General features: G+C 60.1%; 18 protein-coding genes. 7 read left to right on the top strand and 11 right to left on the bottom strand.

What is annotated here, in order from left to right; all coding sequences use genetic code 11:
* The first annotated feature begins 8 nt into the window (after positions 1–8).
* From HBO09_RS00090 to HBO09_RS00105, 4 genes are read left to right on the top strand one after another with little or no spacing between them, the layout of a single operon-like run.
* On the top strand, positions 9–1,157 hold the full coding sequence (locus HBO09_RS00090) for an ABC transporter permease (protein WP_169990749.1): 1,149 nt from the start codon (positions 9–11) through the stop codon (positions 1,155–1,157).
* Entirely contained in the window at positions 1,154–1,957 is an 804-nt protein-coding gene (locus HBO09_RS00095) for an ATP-binding cassette domain-containing protein (RefSeq protein ID WP_169990750.1), read from the top strand. The genes HBO09_RS00090 and HBO09_RS00095 overlap by 4 nt, the downstream gene beginning before the upstream one ends.
* Before the next feature lies 1 nt (position 1,958).
* Complete coding sequence (locus tag HBO09_RS00100) at positions 1,959–2,897, top strand: MlaD family protein (RefSeq protein ID WP_169990751.1); 939 nt, start codon at positions 1,959–1,961, stop codon at positions 2,895–2,897.
* Positions 2,894–3,505: an ABC-type transport auxiliary lipoprotein family protein gene (locus tag HBO09_RS00105; protein ID WP_169990752.1), complete on the top strand. Its 612-nt coding sequence runs from the start codon at positions 2,894–2,896 to the stop codon at positions 3,503–3,505. Before HBO09_RS00100 ends, HBO09_RS00105 begins: the two co-directional genes overlap by 4 nt.
* A 92-nt stretch (positions 3,506–3,597) precedes the next feature.
* Here HBO09_RS00105 and HBO09_RS00110 read toward each other — a convergent pair whose 3' ends face one another.
* The 5 genes from HBO09_RS00110 to HBO09_RS00130 all read right to left on the bottom strand — a co-directional run bounded on the left by HBO09_RS00110 (position 3,598) and on the right by HBO09_RS00130 (position 7,960).
* Positions 3,598–4,827: a spore maturation protein gene (locus tag HBO09_RS00110; RefSeq protein ID WP_029290384.1), complete on the bottom strand. Its 1,230-nt coding sequence runs from the start codon at positions 4,825–4,827 to the stop codon at positions 3,598–3,600.
* 95 nt (positions 4,828–4,922) lie between these two features.
* Positions 4,923–6,254 (bottom strand): glutamate/aspartate:proton symporter GltP, encoded by a 1,332-nt coding sequence (gene gltP / locus HBO09_RS00115; RefSeq protein ID WP_029290382.1) that lies wholly within the window; start codon positions 6,252–6,254, stop codon positions 4,923–4,925.
* A 707-nt stretch (positions 6,255–6,961) separates the two neighbouring features.
* Positions 6,962–7,429, bottom strand: a complete 468-nt coding sequence (locus HBO09_RS00120) for an inhibitor of vertebrate lysozyme family protein (protein WP_169990753.1) — start codon at positions 7,427–7,429, stop codon at positions 6,962–6,964.
* Between the two features lie 2 nt (positions 7,430–7,431).
* Positions 7,432–7,596 carry a DUF1328 domain-containing protein gene (locus HBO09_RS00125; RefSeq protein WP_003170804.1) on the bottom strand — a complete coding sequence of 55 codons (165 nt, stop codon included), beginning with the start codon at positions 7,594–7,596 and terminating at the stop codon, positions 7,432–7,434.
* Positions 7,597–7,675: 79 nt separating this feature from the next.
* A complete protein-coding gene (locus HBO09_RS00130; RefSeq protein ID WP_169990754.1) occupies positions 7,676–7,960 on the bottom strand; it encodes a hypothetical protein in 285 nt (94 codons plus the stop codon).
* Positions 7,961–8,354: 394 nt separating this feature from the next.
* On the opposite strand from HBO09_RS00130, the gene algB reads away from it, so the two are divergent.
* Positions 8,355–9,701, top strand: coding sequence for a sigma-54-dependent response regulator transcription factor AlgB (gene algB / locus HBO09_RS00135; RefSeq protein WP_032862658.1), 1,347 nt, complete (start codon positions 8,355–8,357; stop codon positions 9,699–9,701).
* Between the two features lie 10 nt (positions 9,702–9,711).
* Positions 9,712–11,499: a KinB sensor domain-containing domain gene (locus HBO09_RS00140; RefSeq protein WP_169990755.1), complete on the top strand. Its 1,788-nt coding sequence runs from the start codon at positions 9,712–9,714 to the stop codon at positions 11,497–11,499.
* Between the two features lie 183 nt (positions 11,500–11,682).
* Here the strand turns inward: HBO09_RS00140 and HBO09_RS00145 are convergent, their stop codons facing one another.
* The 6 genes from HBO09_RS00145 to HBO09_RS00170 form a co-directional block, all read right to left on the bottom strand.
* Complete coding sequence (locus HBO09_RS00145) at positions 11,683–12,459, bottom strand: N-acetylmuramoyl-L-alanine amidase (RefSeq protein ID WP_169990756.1); 777 nt, start codon at positions 12,457–12,459, stop codon at positions 11,683–11,685.
* Between the two features lie 89 nt (positions 12,460–12,548).
* Complete coding sequence (locus HBO09_RS00150; RefSeq protein WP_169990757.1) at positions 12,549–14,630, bottom strand: diguanylate cyclase; 2,082 nt, start codon at positions 14,628–14,630, stop codon at positions 12,549–12,551.
* Entirely contained in the window at positions 14,627–15,505 is an 879-nt protein-coding gene (locus HBO09_RS00155; protein ID WP_169990758.1) for an endonuclease/exonuclease/phosphatase family protein, read from the bottom strand. Before HBO09_RS00155 ends, HBO09_RS00150 begins: the two co-directional genes overlap by 4 nt.
* Positions 15,506–15,515: 10 nt before the next feature.
* Positions 15,516–16,151: a thiol:disulfide interchange protein DsbA gene (gene dsbA, locus HBO09_RS00160; RefSeq protein WP_169990759.1), complete on the bottom strand. Its 636-nt coding sequence runs from the start codon at positions 16,149–16,151 to the stop codon at positions 15,516–15,518.
* 187 nt (positions 16,152–16,338) lie between these two features.
* Positions 16,339–16,953, bottom strand: a complete 615-nt coding sequence (locus tag HBO09_RS00165) for a cytochrome c4 (protein ID WP_169990760.1) — start codon at positions 16,951–16,953, stop codon at positions 16,339–16,341.
* Between the two features lie 46 nt (positions 16,954–16,999).
* A complete protein-coding gene (locus HBO09_RS00170) occupies positions 17,000–17,290 on the bottom strand; it encodes a c-type cytochrome (RefSeq protein ID WP_169990761.1) in 291 nt (96 codons plus the stop codon).
* Positions 17,291–17,482: 192 nt separating this feature from the next.
* On the opposite strand from HBO09_RS00170, the gene yihA reads away from it, so the two are divergent.
* Positions 17,483–18,124, top strand: a complete 642-nt coding sequence (yihA, locus tag HBO09_RS00175; RefSeq protein ID WP_032862650.1) for a ribosome biogenesis GTP-binding protein YihA/YsxC — start codon at positions 17,483–17,485, stop codon at positions 18,122–18,124.
* Positions 18,125–18,371 lie beyond the last annotated feature (247 nt).

The following is an 18,371-nucleotide window of genomic DNA, read 5'->3' on the forward strand; positions in this document are numbered from 1 at the left end:
CGGAGCTTATGACCAGTAGCACAGCGGCAGGCAATGCCCACCTGGACACGTCCACCCAACCGCCCCGATTGAGGGTCACCGGGGACTGGACGCTGGCCCACTACAGCGCCCTGAAAAAACTCTCGGCAAGCCTCGACGGCCAGTACGACGCCAGCACCCACGTCGACCTCAACGGCCTGGGCGCACTGGACACCGCCGGCGCCTCGTTGCTGGTAGAGCTACTGGGCCCGGAGCGCATTGAACATTCGGCCGAACAAACTGACTGCACTCTGCCCGCTGCCGACCGCGCACTGCTCAAGACCGTCTACCGCTCCCTGAGTGATTTCTGCGTGCCGGTCAAAGAGCCGCAGCAAAATGCCGGCATCCAGCTTTTGGCACGCATAGGCCGCGCGGTGGATGCCGTCTGGCAGGACGCCATGACGCTGCTGGGCTTTATCGGCCTGATTCTCGAGACCTTCGCTCGCGGCGTATTCCGGCCCAAGCGCTGGCGCCTGACGCCGATGGTGGCGCATATCGAACAGACCGGGCTCGATGCCGCGCCCATCGTCGCCTTGCTGACCTTTCTGGTGGGTGCGGTGGTCGCGTTTCTCGGCGCCACGGTGCTGGAAAGTTTCGGCGCGAGCATTTTCACCGTGGATCTGGTGGCGTTTTCCTTCCTGCGGGAGTTCGGCGTCCTACTCACCGCGATCCTGATGGCCGGCCGCACCGCCAGTGCGTTCACCGCGCAAATCGGCTCGATGAAGGCCAACGAAGAAATCGACGCCATCCGCACCATGGGCCTGGACCCCATGGAGCTGCTGGTGCTGCCGCGCGTCCTCGCGCTGCTGGTGGCGCTGCCGATGCTGACCTTTCTCGCCATGATTTCGGGGATTATCGGCGGCGGCGTGGTGTGCGCCGTGGCCCTGGATATCTCACCGGCGATGTTCCTCTCGCTGCTGCAATCGGACATTGGCGTCCAGCATCTGCTGGTGGGCCTGGTCAAAGCGCCGTTCTTCGCCTTCCTGATCGCGGCCATTGGCTGCCTGGAAGGCTTCAAGGTCAGCGGCAGCGCCGAATCGGTCGGCGCCCACACCACCTCCGCAGTGGTGCAATCGATTTTCGTGGTGATCGTGCTCGACGCGGTAGCCGCACTGTTCTTTATGGAGATGGGCTGGTGAGCCGTTTACAACGAGCGCCCGGCGAGGCGGTGATCGAAGTCCGTGGCCTGTGCAACCGCTTTGGCCCGCAGAGCGTGCATGAAAACCTCGATCTGGATCTGTACAAGGGCGAGATTCTCGCCGTGGTTGGCGGCTCGGGCAGCGGCAAGTCGGTGCTGCTGCGCAGCATCATCGGCCTGCGTCAGCCCAGCGAAGGCCAAGTGCGGGTATTCGGGCAGAACCTGTCGAACCTGTCAGAACACGAACGCTCCCTGGTGGAACGGCGTTTCGGCGTGCTGTTCCAGAAAGGCGCGCTGTTTTCCTCACTGACGGTCACAGAAAACGTCGCCCTGCCACTGATCGAACACGCCGGCCTGAGCCGCGCCGATGCCGAGCATCTGGCGGCGGTAAAGCTTGCGCTGGCCGGGCTGCCGTTGTCGGCGGCCGACAAATACCCGTCTTCGCTGTCCGGCGGGATGATCAAACGTGCGGCCCTGGCCCGTGCCCTGGCCCTCGACCCGGACATTTTGTTTCTCGACGAACCGACCGCTGGCCTCGACCCTATCGGCGCGGCGGCATTCGACCAACTGATCCTGACCCTGCGTGATGCCTTGGGCCTGAGCGTGCTGCTGATCACCCACGACCTCGACACGCTCTACACCATCACCGATCGCGTGGCGGTGCTGGCGCAGAAAAAGGTGCTGGTGGCCGATGCCATCAATGTTGTCTCGGAAACCGATGACGCCTGGATTCACGAATACTTTCATGGCCCCCGGGGCCGCGCGGCATTGGATGCCGCTCAACAGCTCAACGAGGTATGACATGGAAACCCGAGCCCATCATGTGATGATCGGTCTGTTCAGCGTGATAGTCGTGGTCGGCGCCATGCTGTTCGGCCTGTGGCTGGCCAAATCCAGCGTCGACAGCGCGTTCCAGGATTACGAAGTGATCTTCAACGAAGCGGTCAGCGGCCTGTCCCAGGGCAGCGCGGTGCAGTACAGCGGGATCAAGGTCGGTGACGTCACCAGCCTGCGCCTGGACCCCAAGGACCCGCGCCGCGTACTGGCCCGTATCCGCCTGGCCGGCCAGACGCCGATCAAGGAAGACACCCAGGCCAAGCTGGCGCTGACCGGCATCACCGGGACTTCGATCATCCAGCTCAGCGGCGGCACCCCACAGAGCCCCGAGCTCAAGGGCAAGAACGGCAACCTGCCGCAGATCACCGCCTCGCCATCGCCCATTGCCCGGCTGTTGAACAACAGCAATGACCTGATGACCAGCATCAACCTGCTGCTGCACAACGCCAACCGCATGTTCTCGCCCGCGAACGTCGACCGCCTGAGCGGCACCCTGGCGCACCTGGAGCAAACCACCGGGGCCATCGCCGAGCAGCGCGGCGATATCAAGATGGTGATGCAGCAGTTGGCCCAGGTCAGCAAACAGGCCGGCGCCACGCTGGAGCAGACCACCGCGTTGATGCGCAACGCCAATAGCCTGCTCAACGACCAGGGCAAGCAGATGTTCGGCAGCGCCGAAGGGGCCATGCGCTCCCTGGAACACAGTACTGCGACCATCAACAGCTTGCTGAGCGACAACAAGGATTCCCTGAACAGCGGCATGCAGGGCCTCAACGAACTGGCGCCTGCCGTGCGCGAGCTGCGCGACACCCTCGGCTCCTTGCGCGCCATCTCCCGCCGCCTGGAAGCCAACCCCAGCGGCTACCTGCTGGGCAGTGACAAGAACAAGGAGTTCACGCCATGAAGCGTGCTTATAAAATGATCGTTCCGGTGGCCCTGGCGCTGGTCAGTGCCTGCTCGATCCTGCCCAAGGCCGACCCTTCCAACGTCTATCGCCTGCCCACCGCCCAAGTGACGGCCCACGGCAACCCGGTAGCCTGGTCGTTGCGCCTGGCCAAACCGCAAGCCAGCGAATTCCTCGACAGCCCGCGCATTGCCGTGGTGCCTCAGGGCGATTTGATCAGCAGCTATGCCCAGTCCCGCTGGAGCGATCCGGCGCCGGTACTGTTGCGCAACCGCCTGCTGGACGGCTTCCAGCGCGATGGCCGGGTGGCCTTGTTGAGCACTGATGACACCAATCTACAGGCGGACCTGGAACTGGGCGGGCAGTTGCAGGCCTTCCAGAGCGAGTACCGCGGCAGTGCGGTGGAGGTGGTGATCCGGCTGGATGCGCGATTGGTGCGCGGCAGTGACCAACGGATCGTGGCTGCCAAGCGTTTTGAAGTGCGCCAGCCGGTGAGTGATACCCAAGTGCCAGCGGTGGTGGCCGGGTTTGGGTTGGCGGGAGATCAGTTGAACAAGCAGGTGGTGGATTGGGTGTTGGCGCAGGGCAATACAGCACCTAAACGCTGAGGGCCTCATCGCAGGCAAGCCAGCTCCCACATTTGACTGTGTAAACAAATCAAAATGTGGGAGCTGGCTTGCCTGCGATTGCGGTCTGAAACTTAGCCAAAGAACCAGTAGCAAACGGCAATCGCCGCCACCACGCCAGCAAACTCCGCCAGCAACGCACACCCCACCGCATGCCGCGCGCGCTGGATGCCCACCGAGCCAAAGTACACCGCAAGTACATAAAAGGTGGTTTCGGTACTGCCCTGGATCGTCGCCGCCACCAGCGCCGGGAAGCTGTCCACGCCTTGGGTTTGCATGGTTTCGATGAGCATCGCCCGCGCCGCACTGCCGGAGAAGGGCTTGACCATTGCCGTGGGCAAGGCGTCGACAAAGCGCGTGTCCAGGCCGGTCCAGGCCACCAGATGGCGAATGCCTTCCAGGCCAAACTCCAGTGCTCCGGAAGCGCGCAGTACACCGACCGCACACAACATCGCCACCAGATACGGCAGCAGGTTCTTGGCGACGTCAAAGCCCTCTTTGGCGCCTTCGACAAACGCCTCGTAGACCTTGACCTTGCGCAACGCGCCGATCAGCAAGAACAGCATGATCAGACCAAACAGCGTGAGGTTGCCGAGGATCGAGGACAAGCCCGCCAGGGCCGTGGCCGACATTGTCGCCAGCAAGGCCATGAAGCCGCCCAGCACCAACGCGCCGGGGATCAAGTACGCCAGCACCACAGGGTCCCACAGGCGCAGGCGCTGCATCAGCGCCACCGACAGCAGGCCCACCAGGGTCGAGGCGCTGGTGGCCAGCAGGATTGGCAGGAACACCAGGGTCGGGTCCGGCGCGCCTTGCTGGGCGCGGTACATGAAAATCGTCACCGGCAGCAGGGTCAGAGAGGACGCGTTAAGCACCAGGAACAGGATCTGCGCGTTGGTCGCGGTGTTGGGGATCGGGTTGAGCTCTTGCAGCGCCTTCATGGCCTTGAGGCCGATCGGCGTCGCCGCGTTATCCAGGCCCAGGCCGTTGGCGGCAAAGTTGAGGGTGATCAAACCGATGGCCGGGTGACCGGCCGGCACTTCCGGCATCAACCGCAGGAACAGTGGGCCCAGGGCCTTGGCCAGCCACTCGACGATCCCGGCCTTTTCGGCGATGCGCAGGAAGCCCAGCCACAATGTCAGGGTACCGAACAGCAGTACCATCACCTCCACCGACAGCTTGGCCATGGCGAAGATACTCTCCACCATCGCCGCAAAGATCCCGGCGTTACCGCCCACCAGCCATTGCACCAGCGCCGATACCATTGCCACGACAAAGAAGCCAAGCCACAGGCCATTGAGCATCAGTCACACCCCTTTAAATATGTGGCGAATGATAGCGGGGCTGGCAGAAACGACAAACCCCGGATTAACCGGGGTTTGTGCGATTCAAGCAGGGATCAGCCCTGGCTGGTCTCGCCAGCCGGCAGCGCAGTCTTGGTCCGCCAGTGTGGCAGGGAGTTCCAGTAGCGCTCGCCCTTGGCATCGTCGTACATGCCTTCCCAGCGCGAGATGACCAGCACGGCCAGGGCATTGCCGATCACGTTCAGGGCAGTACGCGCCATGTCCATGATGCGGTCGACACCGGCGATGAACGCCAGGCCTTCCAATGGGATGCCCACGCTGCCCAGGGTCGCCAGCAGTACCACGAAGGACACGCCCGGTACACCGGCGATACCTTTGGAGGTGACCATCAAGGTCAGTACCAGCATCAGTTGCTGGCCAACCGACAGGTCGATGCCATACAGCTGGGCAATAAAGATTGCTGCGATGCTCTGGTACAGGGTTGAACCGTCGAGGTTGAACGAGTAGCCGGTCGGCACCACGAAGCTGCAGATGGCTTTCGGCGCACCGTAGGCTTCCATCTTCTCGATCACGCGTGGCAGCACGGTCTCAGAGCTGGCGGTGGAGTAGGCCAGTACCAGCTCATCCTTGAAGATGCGCATCAGCTTGATCACCGAGAAGCCGAACAGGCGGGCGATAAGGCCAAGAATCACGAAGGCAAAGAACAGGATGGCGACGTAGACCAGGATCACCAGCTTGGCCAGAGGCAGCAGCGAGGCGAAGCCGAAGTTGGCCACGGTCACGGCGATCAGGGCAAATACACCGATAGGGGCGTATTTCATGATCATGTGGGTGACTTTGAACATGCTCTCGGACACGCCCTGGAACATTGTGACCAGGGGTTCGCGCAGGTCCGGCTTGAGGCTCGACAAGCCCAGACCGAACAGCACGGAGAAGAAGATGATCGGCAGCATCTCGCCACGAGCAACAGCGGCAAAGATGTTCGATGGGATCAGGTTGAGGATGGTCTCGATGAACGCATGCTCATGCTGCACCTCGGCGGCGGTCGCCTGGTACTTGGAGATGTCCACCGTACCCAGGGTGCTCATGTCGATCCCGGCACCGGGGTGGAACAGGTTGGCCAATAGCAGACCGACCACAATCGCAATGGTAGTGACCACTTCGAAGTAAACGATGGTCTTTACACCGATCCGACCGAGCTTTTTCGCGTCACCTACACCGGCGATTCCGACAATCAGCGACGAAATCACGATCGGGATCACGATCATCTTGATCAGGCGGATAAAGATATCGCCCGCCGGCTGCAACACGTTGCTGATCCACCAGGCTTTTTCGGCACTGAAGTGGTTGAGTACAGCACCGATTGCAATCCCTAGCACCAGACCGATGAGGATCTGCCAGGCGAGGCTTAGTTTTGCCTTCTTCATGTCATTACCCTTGTTTCAAGTGGACTCAGGCAGATGCGCCAGCTGGAACGCCCGGGAGCGAAAAAGTGTGAGCATCAGCCTCCGTAGAAGGTCACCGCAGATGGCCGATATGGCTTACTGGCAAGCGAAAAAAGGCGCAACTATTCCCATGCGGGGGGGCATAGTCTAATGCCGTAAACGCCTACCCCATGCCGAATCGGCATGAGTTTTTGCAAATAAAACTGTCTGTTTGGTCAGTTCGAATGCGACATTTTGTCAGGCATACATGCCGTTAACCGGCCATTTCAGGCTCGCCTAGGGACGTTAGGCTTTTTTGTCGTGCGGAAAAAACTCGTGAAAATTCCTACGCATACCATCGAAAAACGCGTCTGGCCGAGGGCAAACTTTCTCGATAGATGGTCGCGATGTAACACCGCGAAACGGTTGTGGTGAAGCAGAAGGGAATTTTTCAGCTATAGGCGGCATAAGCGCCTAGTGAGCACTATCAAGCCCGCCGCAAGTCCGTCAGGCCATAACTGCCTGCGGACTTGCGTCGCAGCTTTTTCCTGACCCGGCCCTTGCGCAGGCACTCCCTGTACCCGTAGGTCGCGCCGATCCACCTTGATCAGAGCAACCCGGCCCCCTGGTCATGCACCGCCATCAGGCGGCGGTGCAAACGGAAACAGGCAGTTGGCCTGGTTCCATGTTGGTGAGGCCCGCAGACGGGCCTAGTACCAATTCGGATCTTTCTTCAGTTGCTCCATCAGCAACCTCTGCATGCCTTCATCGGGCTTACCGATGAAACGATAGTCCGCATGCCGTGTTGGCGACTTGTCCGCCGGAAGCCCGGCAGGAACTTCGACCAACATCGCGTAGGCTTTGTCCTTGTCCATGCGGAACGCCACGATCAGACGTTTATTGAGGCAGGTATCGGCCGTTTCACACAGTGGCCCTACCAAATACCCGTCACCGTCTTCCGTCAAAGCATTCATTTGCTCAGACGTGCCCGACAGGTTGATTACCCATTCCGGCAGACGCTCTTCCTTCTTGACCACGCCCTGCCAGGTTTCGCGATATTGCGGGTCGGAACTGAGCAGCTCACTGGCCCGCGCCTGGCCGTCATTGGCAGCCATGGCCAGGCTACTGCCGCCCAACAGCAGGGCGGCAGCAAGGGTTTTGAAAGACAAGTTGGCCATGTTCAGCCTCGACCGCGACGGCCAAAGAAGAAGGAAGCGATGAACATCACCAGGAAAACGACAAAGAGAATCTTGGCGATACCCGTAGCGGTGCCCGCGATACCACCGAAGCCCAGGACTGCAGCCACAATGGCAATGATCAGGAATGTGATTGCCCAACTCAACATGGTGATTCTCCTTTCGCGTCTATAGAAGTGACTGCTGTGTAGCCATCCTGTCGCACCCAACGGGGCGGCAGGTTCGTGCCTAGAACACCCAACGTTCCTGGACCGGTTCGTCATACAGGGCAATGTCCTGTTCAACCGCGATCATGCGTGGGGCTGTGACGTCAGCACTGCTGCTGCCAACGGAACGGAAATGGGTCTGCGTCATGGGTGCGCGTTCGAACTGCGGGGCGGACTGCTGGCTCTCCTGCCAATGCTGCAATTGCTGACCACCGATCAAGGTCACCATCAAGGCGAGGCTGGCGAACAGACCCTGTTGAAGGCGCAGTGGCGATACACGCAATGGCTTGAGGCTTTGGCGAGTCATCCTGAATATCTCCCGCATGGTGTTTTGTTCGTTATCACGCTTGTAGGAGAGGTATTGCAGAGTGCATGCCAGTTTTTTAATCAGATAAAAATCAATAAAATCAGACACTTACAATATCAACGAGTTTCTTCCCAACAGCATCCTGCACGATGCGCCTATCCTCACCGTGCGAAATGCACGATGGTCATTGGTCGGATCGAGGGATCGGAGCGAGCTGTAGGACTGCCGAAGGGTCAAGAAGGGCCAAAACGCGCTGCCTAGGCATATACGTAGGAAGGGTCTCAGATAGCTGCGCGATAGGGCTTTTAATCAATCAGAATAAACCATGCAACTTGCCCGATTATTCCGGGACTAACCAAGATCAATCATTCTTATTTTAAGGAGCGCGGGACAGATGGAATCAGCCAAGGAACTTCAAGGCCGCATTCTTTTAGTGGACGACGAGTCCGCAATCCTCCGCACCTTCCGTTACTGCCTGGAAGATGAAGGCTATACCGTGGCCACCGCCAACAGCGCGGCCCAGGCCGATGCACTGTTGCAACGCCAAGTGTTCGACCTGTGCTTCCTGGACCTGCGCCTGGGCGAAGACAATGGCCTGGATGTATTGGCGCAGATGCGTATCCAGGCTCCCTGGATGCGTGTGGTGATCGTCACCGCTCATTCGGCCGTCGATACGGCCGTGGATGCGATCCAGGCAGGCGCGGCCGATTACCTGGTCAAGCCTTGCAGCCCGGACCAATTGCGCCTGGCCACCGCCAAGCAACTGGAGGTACGCCAACTGTCGGCGCGCCTGGAAGCACTGGAAGGCGAAGTGCGCCAACCCAAGGATGGCCTCGACTCCCATAGCCCGTCGATGATGGTAGTGCTGGAGACCGCCCGCCAAGTGGCCGGAACCGACGCCAATATCCTGATCCTCGGCGAGTCCGGCACTGGTAAAGGTGAACTGGCCCGGGCTATTCATGGCTGGAGCAAAAGGGCGAAGAAGTCCTGCGTCACTATCAACTGCCCGTCTCTGACTGCCGAACTGATGGAAAGCGAACTGTTCGGCCACAGCCGCGGCGCCTTTACTGGCGCCAGCGAAAGCACCTTGGGCCGGGTCAACCAAGCCGATGGCGGTACCCTGTTTCTCGACGAGATCGGCGACTTTCCCCTGACGTTGCAACCCAAGTTGCTGCGCTTTATCCAGGACAAGGAATATGAACGGGTCGGCGACCCGGTCACCCGACGCGCCGATGTACGAATCCTGGCGGCGACCAACCTGAACCTGGAAGACATGGTGCGCGACGGGCGTTTTCGCGAAGACTTGCTGTATCGCCTCAACGTCATCACCTTGCACCTGCCGCCCCTGCGCGAACGCAGCGAAGATATCCTCGCCCTCGCCGACCGCTTCCTCGCGCGCTTCGTCAAAGAGTATGCGCGGCCTGCTCGCGGCTTTAGCGATGAGGCCCGTGAAGCCCTGCTGAACTACCGTTGGCCGGGCAATATCCGCGAACTGCGCAACGTCGTGGAACGGGCGAGCATCATCTGTGCCCAAGAGAAGGTCGAAATCAGCCATCTGGGAATGGCCGAGCAGCCGACCAATAATTCACCACGCATCGGTGCGGCGTTGAGCCTGGATGAACTGGAAAAGGCCCATATCGGCGCCGTTCTGGCCACCAGCGACACCCTGGACCAGGCGGCCAAAACCCTAGGCATCGATGCGTCGACGCTGTATCGCAAACGCAAGCAGTACAACTTGTGAGCTGTACCTTATGAAGCTGGCGATGAAACTGCGCACGCGGCTGTTCCTGAGCATTTCTGCGCTGATCACCGTGGCGCTGCTCGGGTTGCTGCTGGGGCTGGTGAGTGTCATGCAAATGGCCAAGACCCAGGAATCTTTGATCCGCAGCAACTTCATAACCTTGGACCTGGGGCTCAAGCTGCGCCAGAGCCTGGGTGACCAGCTGATTCTGATGCTCAACGACACCCCTGACCCCGTGGCGCTGAACAAGGCCAAGCAACAGTACTTCAAGCTGTTGGACGAGGGCATCGCCCAGGAAAAGAGTGTCGCCAGGGTCGGCGGTTTCTCTCAGGCCAAGGCCGATTACCTGACGTTCTTCGAAGCGTTCGAAGAAAATGAAAGTACGCCGCCATCCCTGCGCAATAACGAAAAACTCACCACCAGCTTCAACGTCTTGCGCAATGGGCTGATCAGCGAACATAAAAGAGCACTGGAAAACATCAGTGACACCGAAAGCCAGTCTCGCGAACGCGCCCTGTGGATTGCCGGGCTGCTTGGGCTGGTGGGCCTGGCGGTACTGATCATCGGCTTCATCACCGCCCATGGCATTGCCCGGCGCTTTGGCGGGCCCATCGAAGCCCTGGCCAAGGCTGCCGATAAAATTGGCCAGGGGAATTTTGATGTCACCTTGCCGATTTCTTCGGCGGCCGAAATGAACCAACTGACCCGGCGCTTTGGCATCATGGCCGAAGCCCTGCGTCAGCATCAGGCAACCAATGTCGACGAATTGCTCGCCGGCCAGCAACGCTTGCAGGCCGTACTCGACAGCATCGACGACGGGTTGCTAATGATCGATCGCCAAGGGCGCCTGGAACACCTCAACCCGGTCGCCCAGCGCCAGTTGGGCTGGGACGAGAGCCGCCTGGGGCAGGGCCTGGGTGATGCGTTGCAACGCCCCGAACTCGATGAGCAACTGCATCTGGTGCTGCGTGGCGGCAACCTGGAACGCGCACCTGACGACCTGGAAGTGGAAGTCGAGGGCGAATCGCGCCTGTTGACCTACAGCATGACGCCCGTCAGCCACCACCAAGGGCATATTCTCGGCGCCGTGATGGTGCTACACGACGTTACCGAGCAACGGGCCTTCGAACGGGTGCGCAGCGAATTTGTACTGCGCGCCTCCCATGAATTGCGTACGCCAGTCACCGGCATGCACATGGCGTTCGGCCTGTTCCAGGAAAGGGCGAAGTTCCCCCCTGAGTCCCGCGAAGCCGACCTGTTGAATACGGTCAACGAAGAAATGCAGCGCCTGATGCAGTTGATCAACGACCTGCTCAACTTTTCGCGCTACCAGAACGGCCTGCAAAAACTCACCCTGGCGCCTTGCGACATCAATGATCTGCTTGAACATGCCCGTACGCGTTTTGCCGAACTGGCGAATGCGCAAAACATCGACCTGCTGGTTGAAGCACAAGCGCAACTGCCCAGGCTGCATGCCGACCAGGCGCAATTGGAACGGGTCCTGGACAATCTGCTCGGCAATGCCCTGCGCCATACCAGCGAAGGCGGGCAGATTCGCCTGCAGGCGCGGCGCCATGGCGAACGGCTGATCATCAGCGTCGAGGACAATGGCGAAGGCATCGCCTACGGCCAGCAAGGCAGGATTTTCGAGCCTTTTGTGCAGGTAGGTCGCAAGAAAGGCGGCGCCGGCCTGGGGCTGGCGCTGTGCAAGGAGATCGTGCAGTTGCACGGTGGCCGCATGGGGGTTTATTCCCGGCCAGGGCAGGGTACGCAGTTCTATATGGCGTTGCCGCTGTAACTAAAAGCCTGTCGTGGCAAGCGGGCTTGTCCTAATGCCGTTCAGTTAAGCGAACGCAATGCCCAAAGCAGCGAAGATCAAATGTGGGAGCGGGCTTGCTCGCGAATACGGTGGATCAGTGATGGATATGTTGACTGATACACCGCATTCGCGAGCAAGCCCGCTCCCACAGGGGGTCTGCGCTTAGCGGTGGTTCAATACCCGCAGGATCGCTGCGCTTTGCGCATCCGGGGTGCCGTCGAACAGAGCCGGCCGGAAGCGCATCTGGAACGCGGCCAGCACACGCCGCGTCGCCACATCCAGCTCGCCGGTCTGCGGCGTGGAATACCCCAAGCGTGCCAACTCTTCCTGGAACCAGGTAATGCTTGGCAACTGCCTGGCGTACTCGACCTGATACCGCGCAACCGCCTGGGCCTCGGGCCAGATACCCAAGCCTTCATCCGCCAGGCGCTTCCACGGGAACAAGGGGCCCGGATCGAGTTTGCGACCGGGAGCGATATCGCTATGACCGATAATGAACTTAGGGTTGATCCGGTTACGTTGGCTGATGTCCTTGAGCAAGGTCACCAGGGACTGAACCTGCGCTTCGGAGTACGGGTACCAGACACGCCCGGTAGGTGTATCGCGGTAGCCCGGATTGACGATCTCGATACCAATGGAACTGGAGTTGAGCCAGGTACGCCCCATCCACTCACTTTCCCCGGCATGCCAGGAGCGCTTGCCCTCATCCACCAGCTTATAGATGGTCGCACGGGCGTCGTCGCCAATCAGGTAGTGGCTGCTGACCTGGCCTTTGGTCAATAGCGCCAGCGAACCTTGAAGGTTGGTAGCGGTGTAGTGCAGGACGACGAACTGGATACGGTTATCGAAATTCACCGACGGGTGGCTGGTATCCAGGCGCGGGCCACTCGCACAGCCGGCGAGCGTAAGGAACAACAGAGCAGCAACTAGAAATTTCATGGCAACAGGCAGTACGCTAAAGACAATAATGCAACAGTGTAACGTACCGTTTGCCGATCAGCGGCTGGCTTACAAAATGGAACAACTTTTCAGGCCGCCTGCACTTGATTGCGTCCCGCCGCCTTGGCCCGATACAACGCCTCGTCCGCGCGCTTGAGTGCCAGGTCGCTGCGCTCGCCGGGCTGGAACTGCGCCATACCGATGGACATGGTGATGGTCACCCGCTCGCCCTTGAAGTGAAACGGGCACGCCTCAATTGCTGCCCGCAGGCGTTCGCCGAGTTCCAGCGCATCGCCCAGCGCCGAATCCGGCATCAGCAAGACAAACTCCTCTCCGCCAAAACGCGCGATGAAATCCGTCGGCCGCAGGCGTTTGCTCAACACATTGGCGATGATCTTCAGCACCTTGTCGCCCGCCAGATGGCCGTAGCTGTCGTTAATGCGCTTGAAGTGGTCAAGGTCCAGCATCGCCAGTGACAGACTGTTGCCCTGTTGATGCCAGGTATTGACCTCATACTCCAGGCGTTCGCTCCAGGCTGCCCGATTGGCCAAGCCGGTGAGCGGGTCGATCAGCGCTTTCTGGCGCTGGACCTCGAGGTGATCACGATAACCCTGGGCCTCCTGCTCCATGCTCGCCACCCGTTCGGCCAACCCCTGCAGCCGTGCGGCCACTTCATGTTCGCGCTGGTCACGCTGCTTTTGATGCTCGTCCATGGCGCCCAGCAGCCCCTCAAGATGACTCTCCAGCACTTGCTTGAGGTCATCGAGATCAGCCGCGTCCTGGACGCTGCTTTGCAAGCCGTCCATCTGCTCACGGATCTGCGTATCCATCTCACGCGCGGCGCTACGGCTGTCGGCGTGCCCATCGCTGGCCGCTTGCAGATTGCTCTGGAAGGTTTCCAGCCGTTCGTTGAGGCGCTTGAGGTAGGCTTCGAACTCATGCTGGCCGCTATCGGTAATAGCCAGCATCAATACTGCCAGGTCATCGAGAATCGGCAGCAGTTCGTACCAGTTCAACCCGTGAGCCAAGCGTTCGCGCATGGCTTCGGCCTGGGGTCGATGATGCTCGGGCAGGTCGAGGTCGCCCAACAGGCCGAGCAGGGTGTCTTCGATATGTTTGGCGACGGAACTGTAGGATGGCTCAGGCGAGTCGGGCAGGGCGTACAGCACCTCGCCATCCATCGCGTCAGGATCAATGTCTACCGATTCATCATCCAGCACCGGCGGTAACGACAGGCTGCCGATCGCCGTCGGCTGCGGCGCCTCTGGCTCGGCCTGCGGCGCTGCTGCCACTGCAAGCGCAGGTTCAGGCTGCGGGGTAAGAATGACTTCGACGGGTTGGCGCTGCTCCAGTGTTTCGACAACCACGGCAGGCATCTCAACGGGCAACAACCGGGCCGTAGCAGCCTGCGGCGCTGTTGCCACGCGCTCTTCGATATCAATCCCGGGCGCAACAGTCATCGCTACAGGCGTGACCTCCGGCACCGGGCGCTGCGGGGCCTGGGCTTGTGGCGCAAAGGCACGCAGCGCCTGTGCCAGTTCCGGAGCATCCTCAACCGCCTGGGCGGCCGGGCTGGCTTCTACTGCAGGGTTTGGCCGGGCGGCCGGGGAAACAGCGGATTCAACCGGCTCAACCTCTGTACCTGTCTCCTTGCCACCAAACAGGCGCTGCAACAGGCCTGGGCGAGCAGGTTCGTCATCCGACTCAAGATTGCTCAGGGCCTGCCCTTGAAGCCCGCTCAACTCACTGAGCAGCAGGGGAATCTCACGCGCCTGGCCGACACGGCTGTCCAACTGCTTGGCAAAATTCTTCAGCGGGCGACTGACTTCCCGCGGCAAGGGCAGCGCCTGCAATTGCGTTACCAACGCGGTCAGCGCCGTACTGATCTGATCAACCCGCGTTTCACGGCGCTGCTCGGAATCCAGCACGGCCTTTTCCAGGCGCGGCAACAGAGCGGCGAGCGCGGCGTCCATGTCATCGCTGCGCACCACATCGCGCATCTCTTTCATACACTGGTCGACAGCCCGATCCGTGCCTTCGGCCGCCAGCGTGCTGCGCACCAGCCCACGGCGCAGCAAGTCGAGGCGCGCAGCCCAACGCCGCTCGAGCTTTTCTTGCTGCTCGATGCTTAACAGGTATTTCTCTTTCCAGCGCTGGGCTTCGTCGCTCATGCAAGGGATCCGCGAGGGCCAGGGCTCAACGCGGGTAATGCATCAGCCGTGAGCGAACCCGGCAGACGAATCTCTACCGCGACCGGCAGGTGATCGGAAATGGGTTGGGCCAGCACCTGCACGCTTTCCAGGGTCAGGGTCGGGCTTAACAGGATGTGGTCAAGACAGCGTTGCGGGCGCCAGCTGGGGAAAGTGGCTTCGACCTGCGGCGCCAGCAGCCCGAGGTCGCGCAACGGGGAATTCTCCAACAGGTCACTGGCGTGGGTGTTCATGTCCCCCATCAGCACCTGGTGTTTGTAATCGCCAATCAGCTCACGGATGTAGGCCAACTGCATGGTTCGGGTACGCGCCCCCAGCGCCAGGTGCATCATGACCACCACCAGCGCCTCGGGGCCTTCGCCAAAACGCACGAGAATTGCCCCGCGCCCTTTTGGGCCGGGTAAAGGGTGATCCTCGATCGCCCACGGTTTCAAGCGGCTGAGCACACCATTGCTGTGCTGGCCCAGACGACCGAGGTTGCGATTGAGTTGCTGGTACCAATAGGGGAATGCACCAAGCTGGGCCAGATGCTCGACCTGATTGATGTAGCCCGAACGCAGGCTGCCACCATCGGCCTCCTGCAGGGCCACCAGGTCGAAGTCGCCCAGCAGGTCGCCAATCTTTTGCAGATTGCCGGCCCGCCCCGTGTGGGGCAGCAAATGCTGCCAGCCACGGGTCAGGTAGTGACGGTATTTTTCGGTACTGATGCCGACCTGGATATTGAAGCTCAGCAAGCGCAGCCGGCTGTCCGCCGGCAGGCCGGTGGACGCGAGATGGTGTTCGTTGACCTGCGGATCATGCAGGCCAACGACTCGTTCTGTACCCCAGCGACGCATGGCGAGCCCCTTACTTGGCTGCGCGCTCTTTGGCGATCAACTGGTCGGCAACGTTGAGGGTCGCTTCAGGACCACCGGTGGAGCCGAGGTCAAAGCGGTATTTGCCGTTGACGATCAGGGTTGGAACGCCTTGCACGCCGTATTTCTGCGCGAGTTCCTTGGCCTGCTTGATCTGGCCCTGGATAGCGAAGGAGTTGAACGTGGCGAGGAACTTGTCCTTGTCCACGCCCTGGGTGGCGAGGAAGTCGGCCATTTGATCAGGCTTGGTGAGCGGCTTGCGATCCTTCTGGATAGCTTCGAACACGGCATTGTGGACCTTGTGCTCCACACCCATGGCTTCCAGGGTCAGGAACATCTGGCCGTGGGCATCCCAAGGGCCGCCGAACATGGCAGGGATGCGCTTGAAGTTCACATCCGAAGGCAGCTTCTCGGCCCATGGATTGATGGTTGGCTCAAAAGAGTAGCAATGCGGGCAGCCATACCAGAACAGCTCTACGACTTCGATCTTGCCCGGCACCGAAACGGCCACCGGATTGGCCAATTCAACATAGGTCTTACCCGCTTCAAGCGGCACGTCGGCGGCTTGCGCGGTGATGCCGAACAGGCTGGCAGTGACGAGAGCGGCGCTGAGGATCAGATTACGCATGCTTTACTCCTGGACAAATAAAGTCGCCTCGCGCGACCTTTTTTATGACAGGTCTACACGGGCATGAGTTCGTTAGTGTAACGGTAGCGGCCACAAAAAAGGGCGGCCTCAGCCACCCTTTTTATGCTTGCATCGACGGATTAATCGAGCGTTAACGTTGCACGGGCAACGTCCGGTCATCCGCGCCTTACTTATGCAGGCCCTGGATGTAGCTGGCTACCGCTGCAATGTCTTCATCGCTCAGTTTGCGGGCGATGGTGCGCATGGTCATGGCATCGCCATCGTTGACACGGCCGGCTTCTTCCTTGCGGAAATCGGTCAATTGCTTGGCAATGTACTGGGCGTGCTGGCCACCCAGGTGCGGAAAGCCTGCTGCAGCATTACCCGACCCATCCGGGGAGTGGCAGCCAGTACAGGCAGGCAGGCCTTTTTCCAGGTTGCCGCCACGGAAGAGTGCTTCGCCGCGCACGACCAGCGCTTTATCGGCAGCACCCACGCTGCCGGTCTGGCTGGCGAAATACGCCGCGATATCTTCCAGATCCTGATCGGTGAGGTTGGTCAGCATGCCGGTCATTTCCAGGACCGTTCGCTTGCCGTCCTTGATGTCGTGCATCTGCTTCTTCAAGTATCTCTCACCCTGGCCCGCCAGCTTTGGAAAGTTGGGCGCCGGGCTGTTGCCATCCGGTCCATGGCAGGCACCACATACGGCGGCCTTTGTCTGGCCAGCAGTAGCGTCACCTGCAGCATGGGCAACACCAGTGATGCCCAAGGTCAACAGCAGACTCACGATCAATTTGTTCATCAGCTAATCCAATTACGGCTAAAGGTTATAGAGTTATGAACCGGGTCTACTCGCTCATCAAAAGAATGATGGCCTGGTAATCCTCGGCACGGCATTCCATGCACAAACCACGCGGCGGCATCGCCTTGAACCCCTGGGTCACGTGCTGCACCAGCGTATCCATGCCTTGCGCCAGTCTCGGCGCCCAGGCTGCCTGGTCACCCCGCTTGGGGGCCGTTGGCAACTGTCCGGCATGGCAAGCCACGCAAACGCGGTTGTACATAGCTTCCGGATCCTGTGTAGCCTGCGCACTGTAAAGTGGTACCAGGACACCGACAGCTAGCAGCCACTTGGTCATACGTCGACCTTTTCAGGGTTTGGAAGCGTTTTGCGTTCTAATGCGCAATAAAGGTCTATCGCTCCCGTGAACTTCATCCTTCGCTGGGACAAAGCACACACAAAATCTGCGGCATTATATACTGGCGCTACTGAAACGGGAACGACACTACTTGCCGCACCCATTCCCGGCACCGCCCACATCGGAAATCCCATGCAACTCAAGAACCCCATCCTCGGTCTGTGCCAACAGTCCACCTTCATGCTCAGCGCCGCCAAAGTCGACCAATGCCCCGACGACGAAGGCTTTGAAGTGGCCTTCGCCGGGCGCTCCAACGCTGGCAAGTCCAGCGCGCTCAACACCCTGACCCATGCCAGCCTGGCCCGCACCTCGAAAACCCCAGGTCGCACACAGCTGCTCAACTTCTTCAAGCTAGACGATGATCGGCGTCTGGTCGACCTGCCGGGCTACGGTTACGCGAAAGTACCTATCCCACTGAAGCTGCACTGGCAGCGTCACCTGGAGGCTTACCTGGGTGGCCGCGAGAGTCTGAAAGGTCTGATCCTGATGATGGACATCCGTCATCCAATGACCGATTTCGACCTGTTGATGCTCGATTGGGCGGTTGCCAGCGGCATGCCGATGCACATTTTGCTGACCAAGGCCGACAAGCTGACCTACGGCGCCGCCAAGAACACCTTGCTCAAAGTGCAGGCCGAAATCCGTAAGGGTTGGGGTGATGCGATCACCATCCAGCTGTTCTCGGCGCCCAAGCGCATGGGCCTGGAAGACGCCTATACCGTGCTGGCAGGCTGGATGGAGTTGGCGGACAAGGGTGCAGAAATCGCCGAGTGACGTTGTTGCGGGCAAAAAAAATCCCGAACTTCGTATGGGGAGAGGAAGTTCGGGATCTAAGTACTCCGGACCGCTAGGGCGGGGTCCAGATATCTGCCAACACTTAACACAACATAGGAGCATTGAAGGGCTTCACCACCCATTCAGTAACTCTGAGTGACTTTTCATGGGTTAAGTTCCGGCGCCCGCGAAAACTATTGGAAATAACCGTCAGCGGTTTCCGACCTATAGGCGTTGCTGCGACTTG

The organism is Pseudomonas sp. WS 5027, from assembly GCF_012985695.1.
GTDB classification, from domain to species: domain Bacteria; phylum Pseudomonadota; class Gammaproteobacteria; order Pseudomonadales; family Pseudomonadaceae; genus Aquipseudomonas; species Aquipseudomonas hygromyciniae.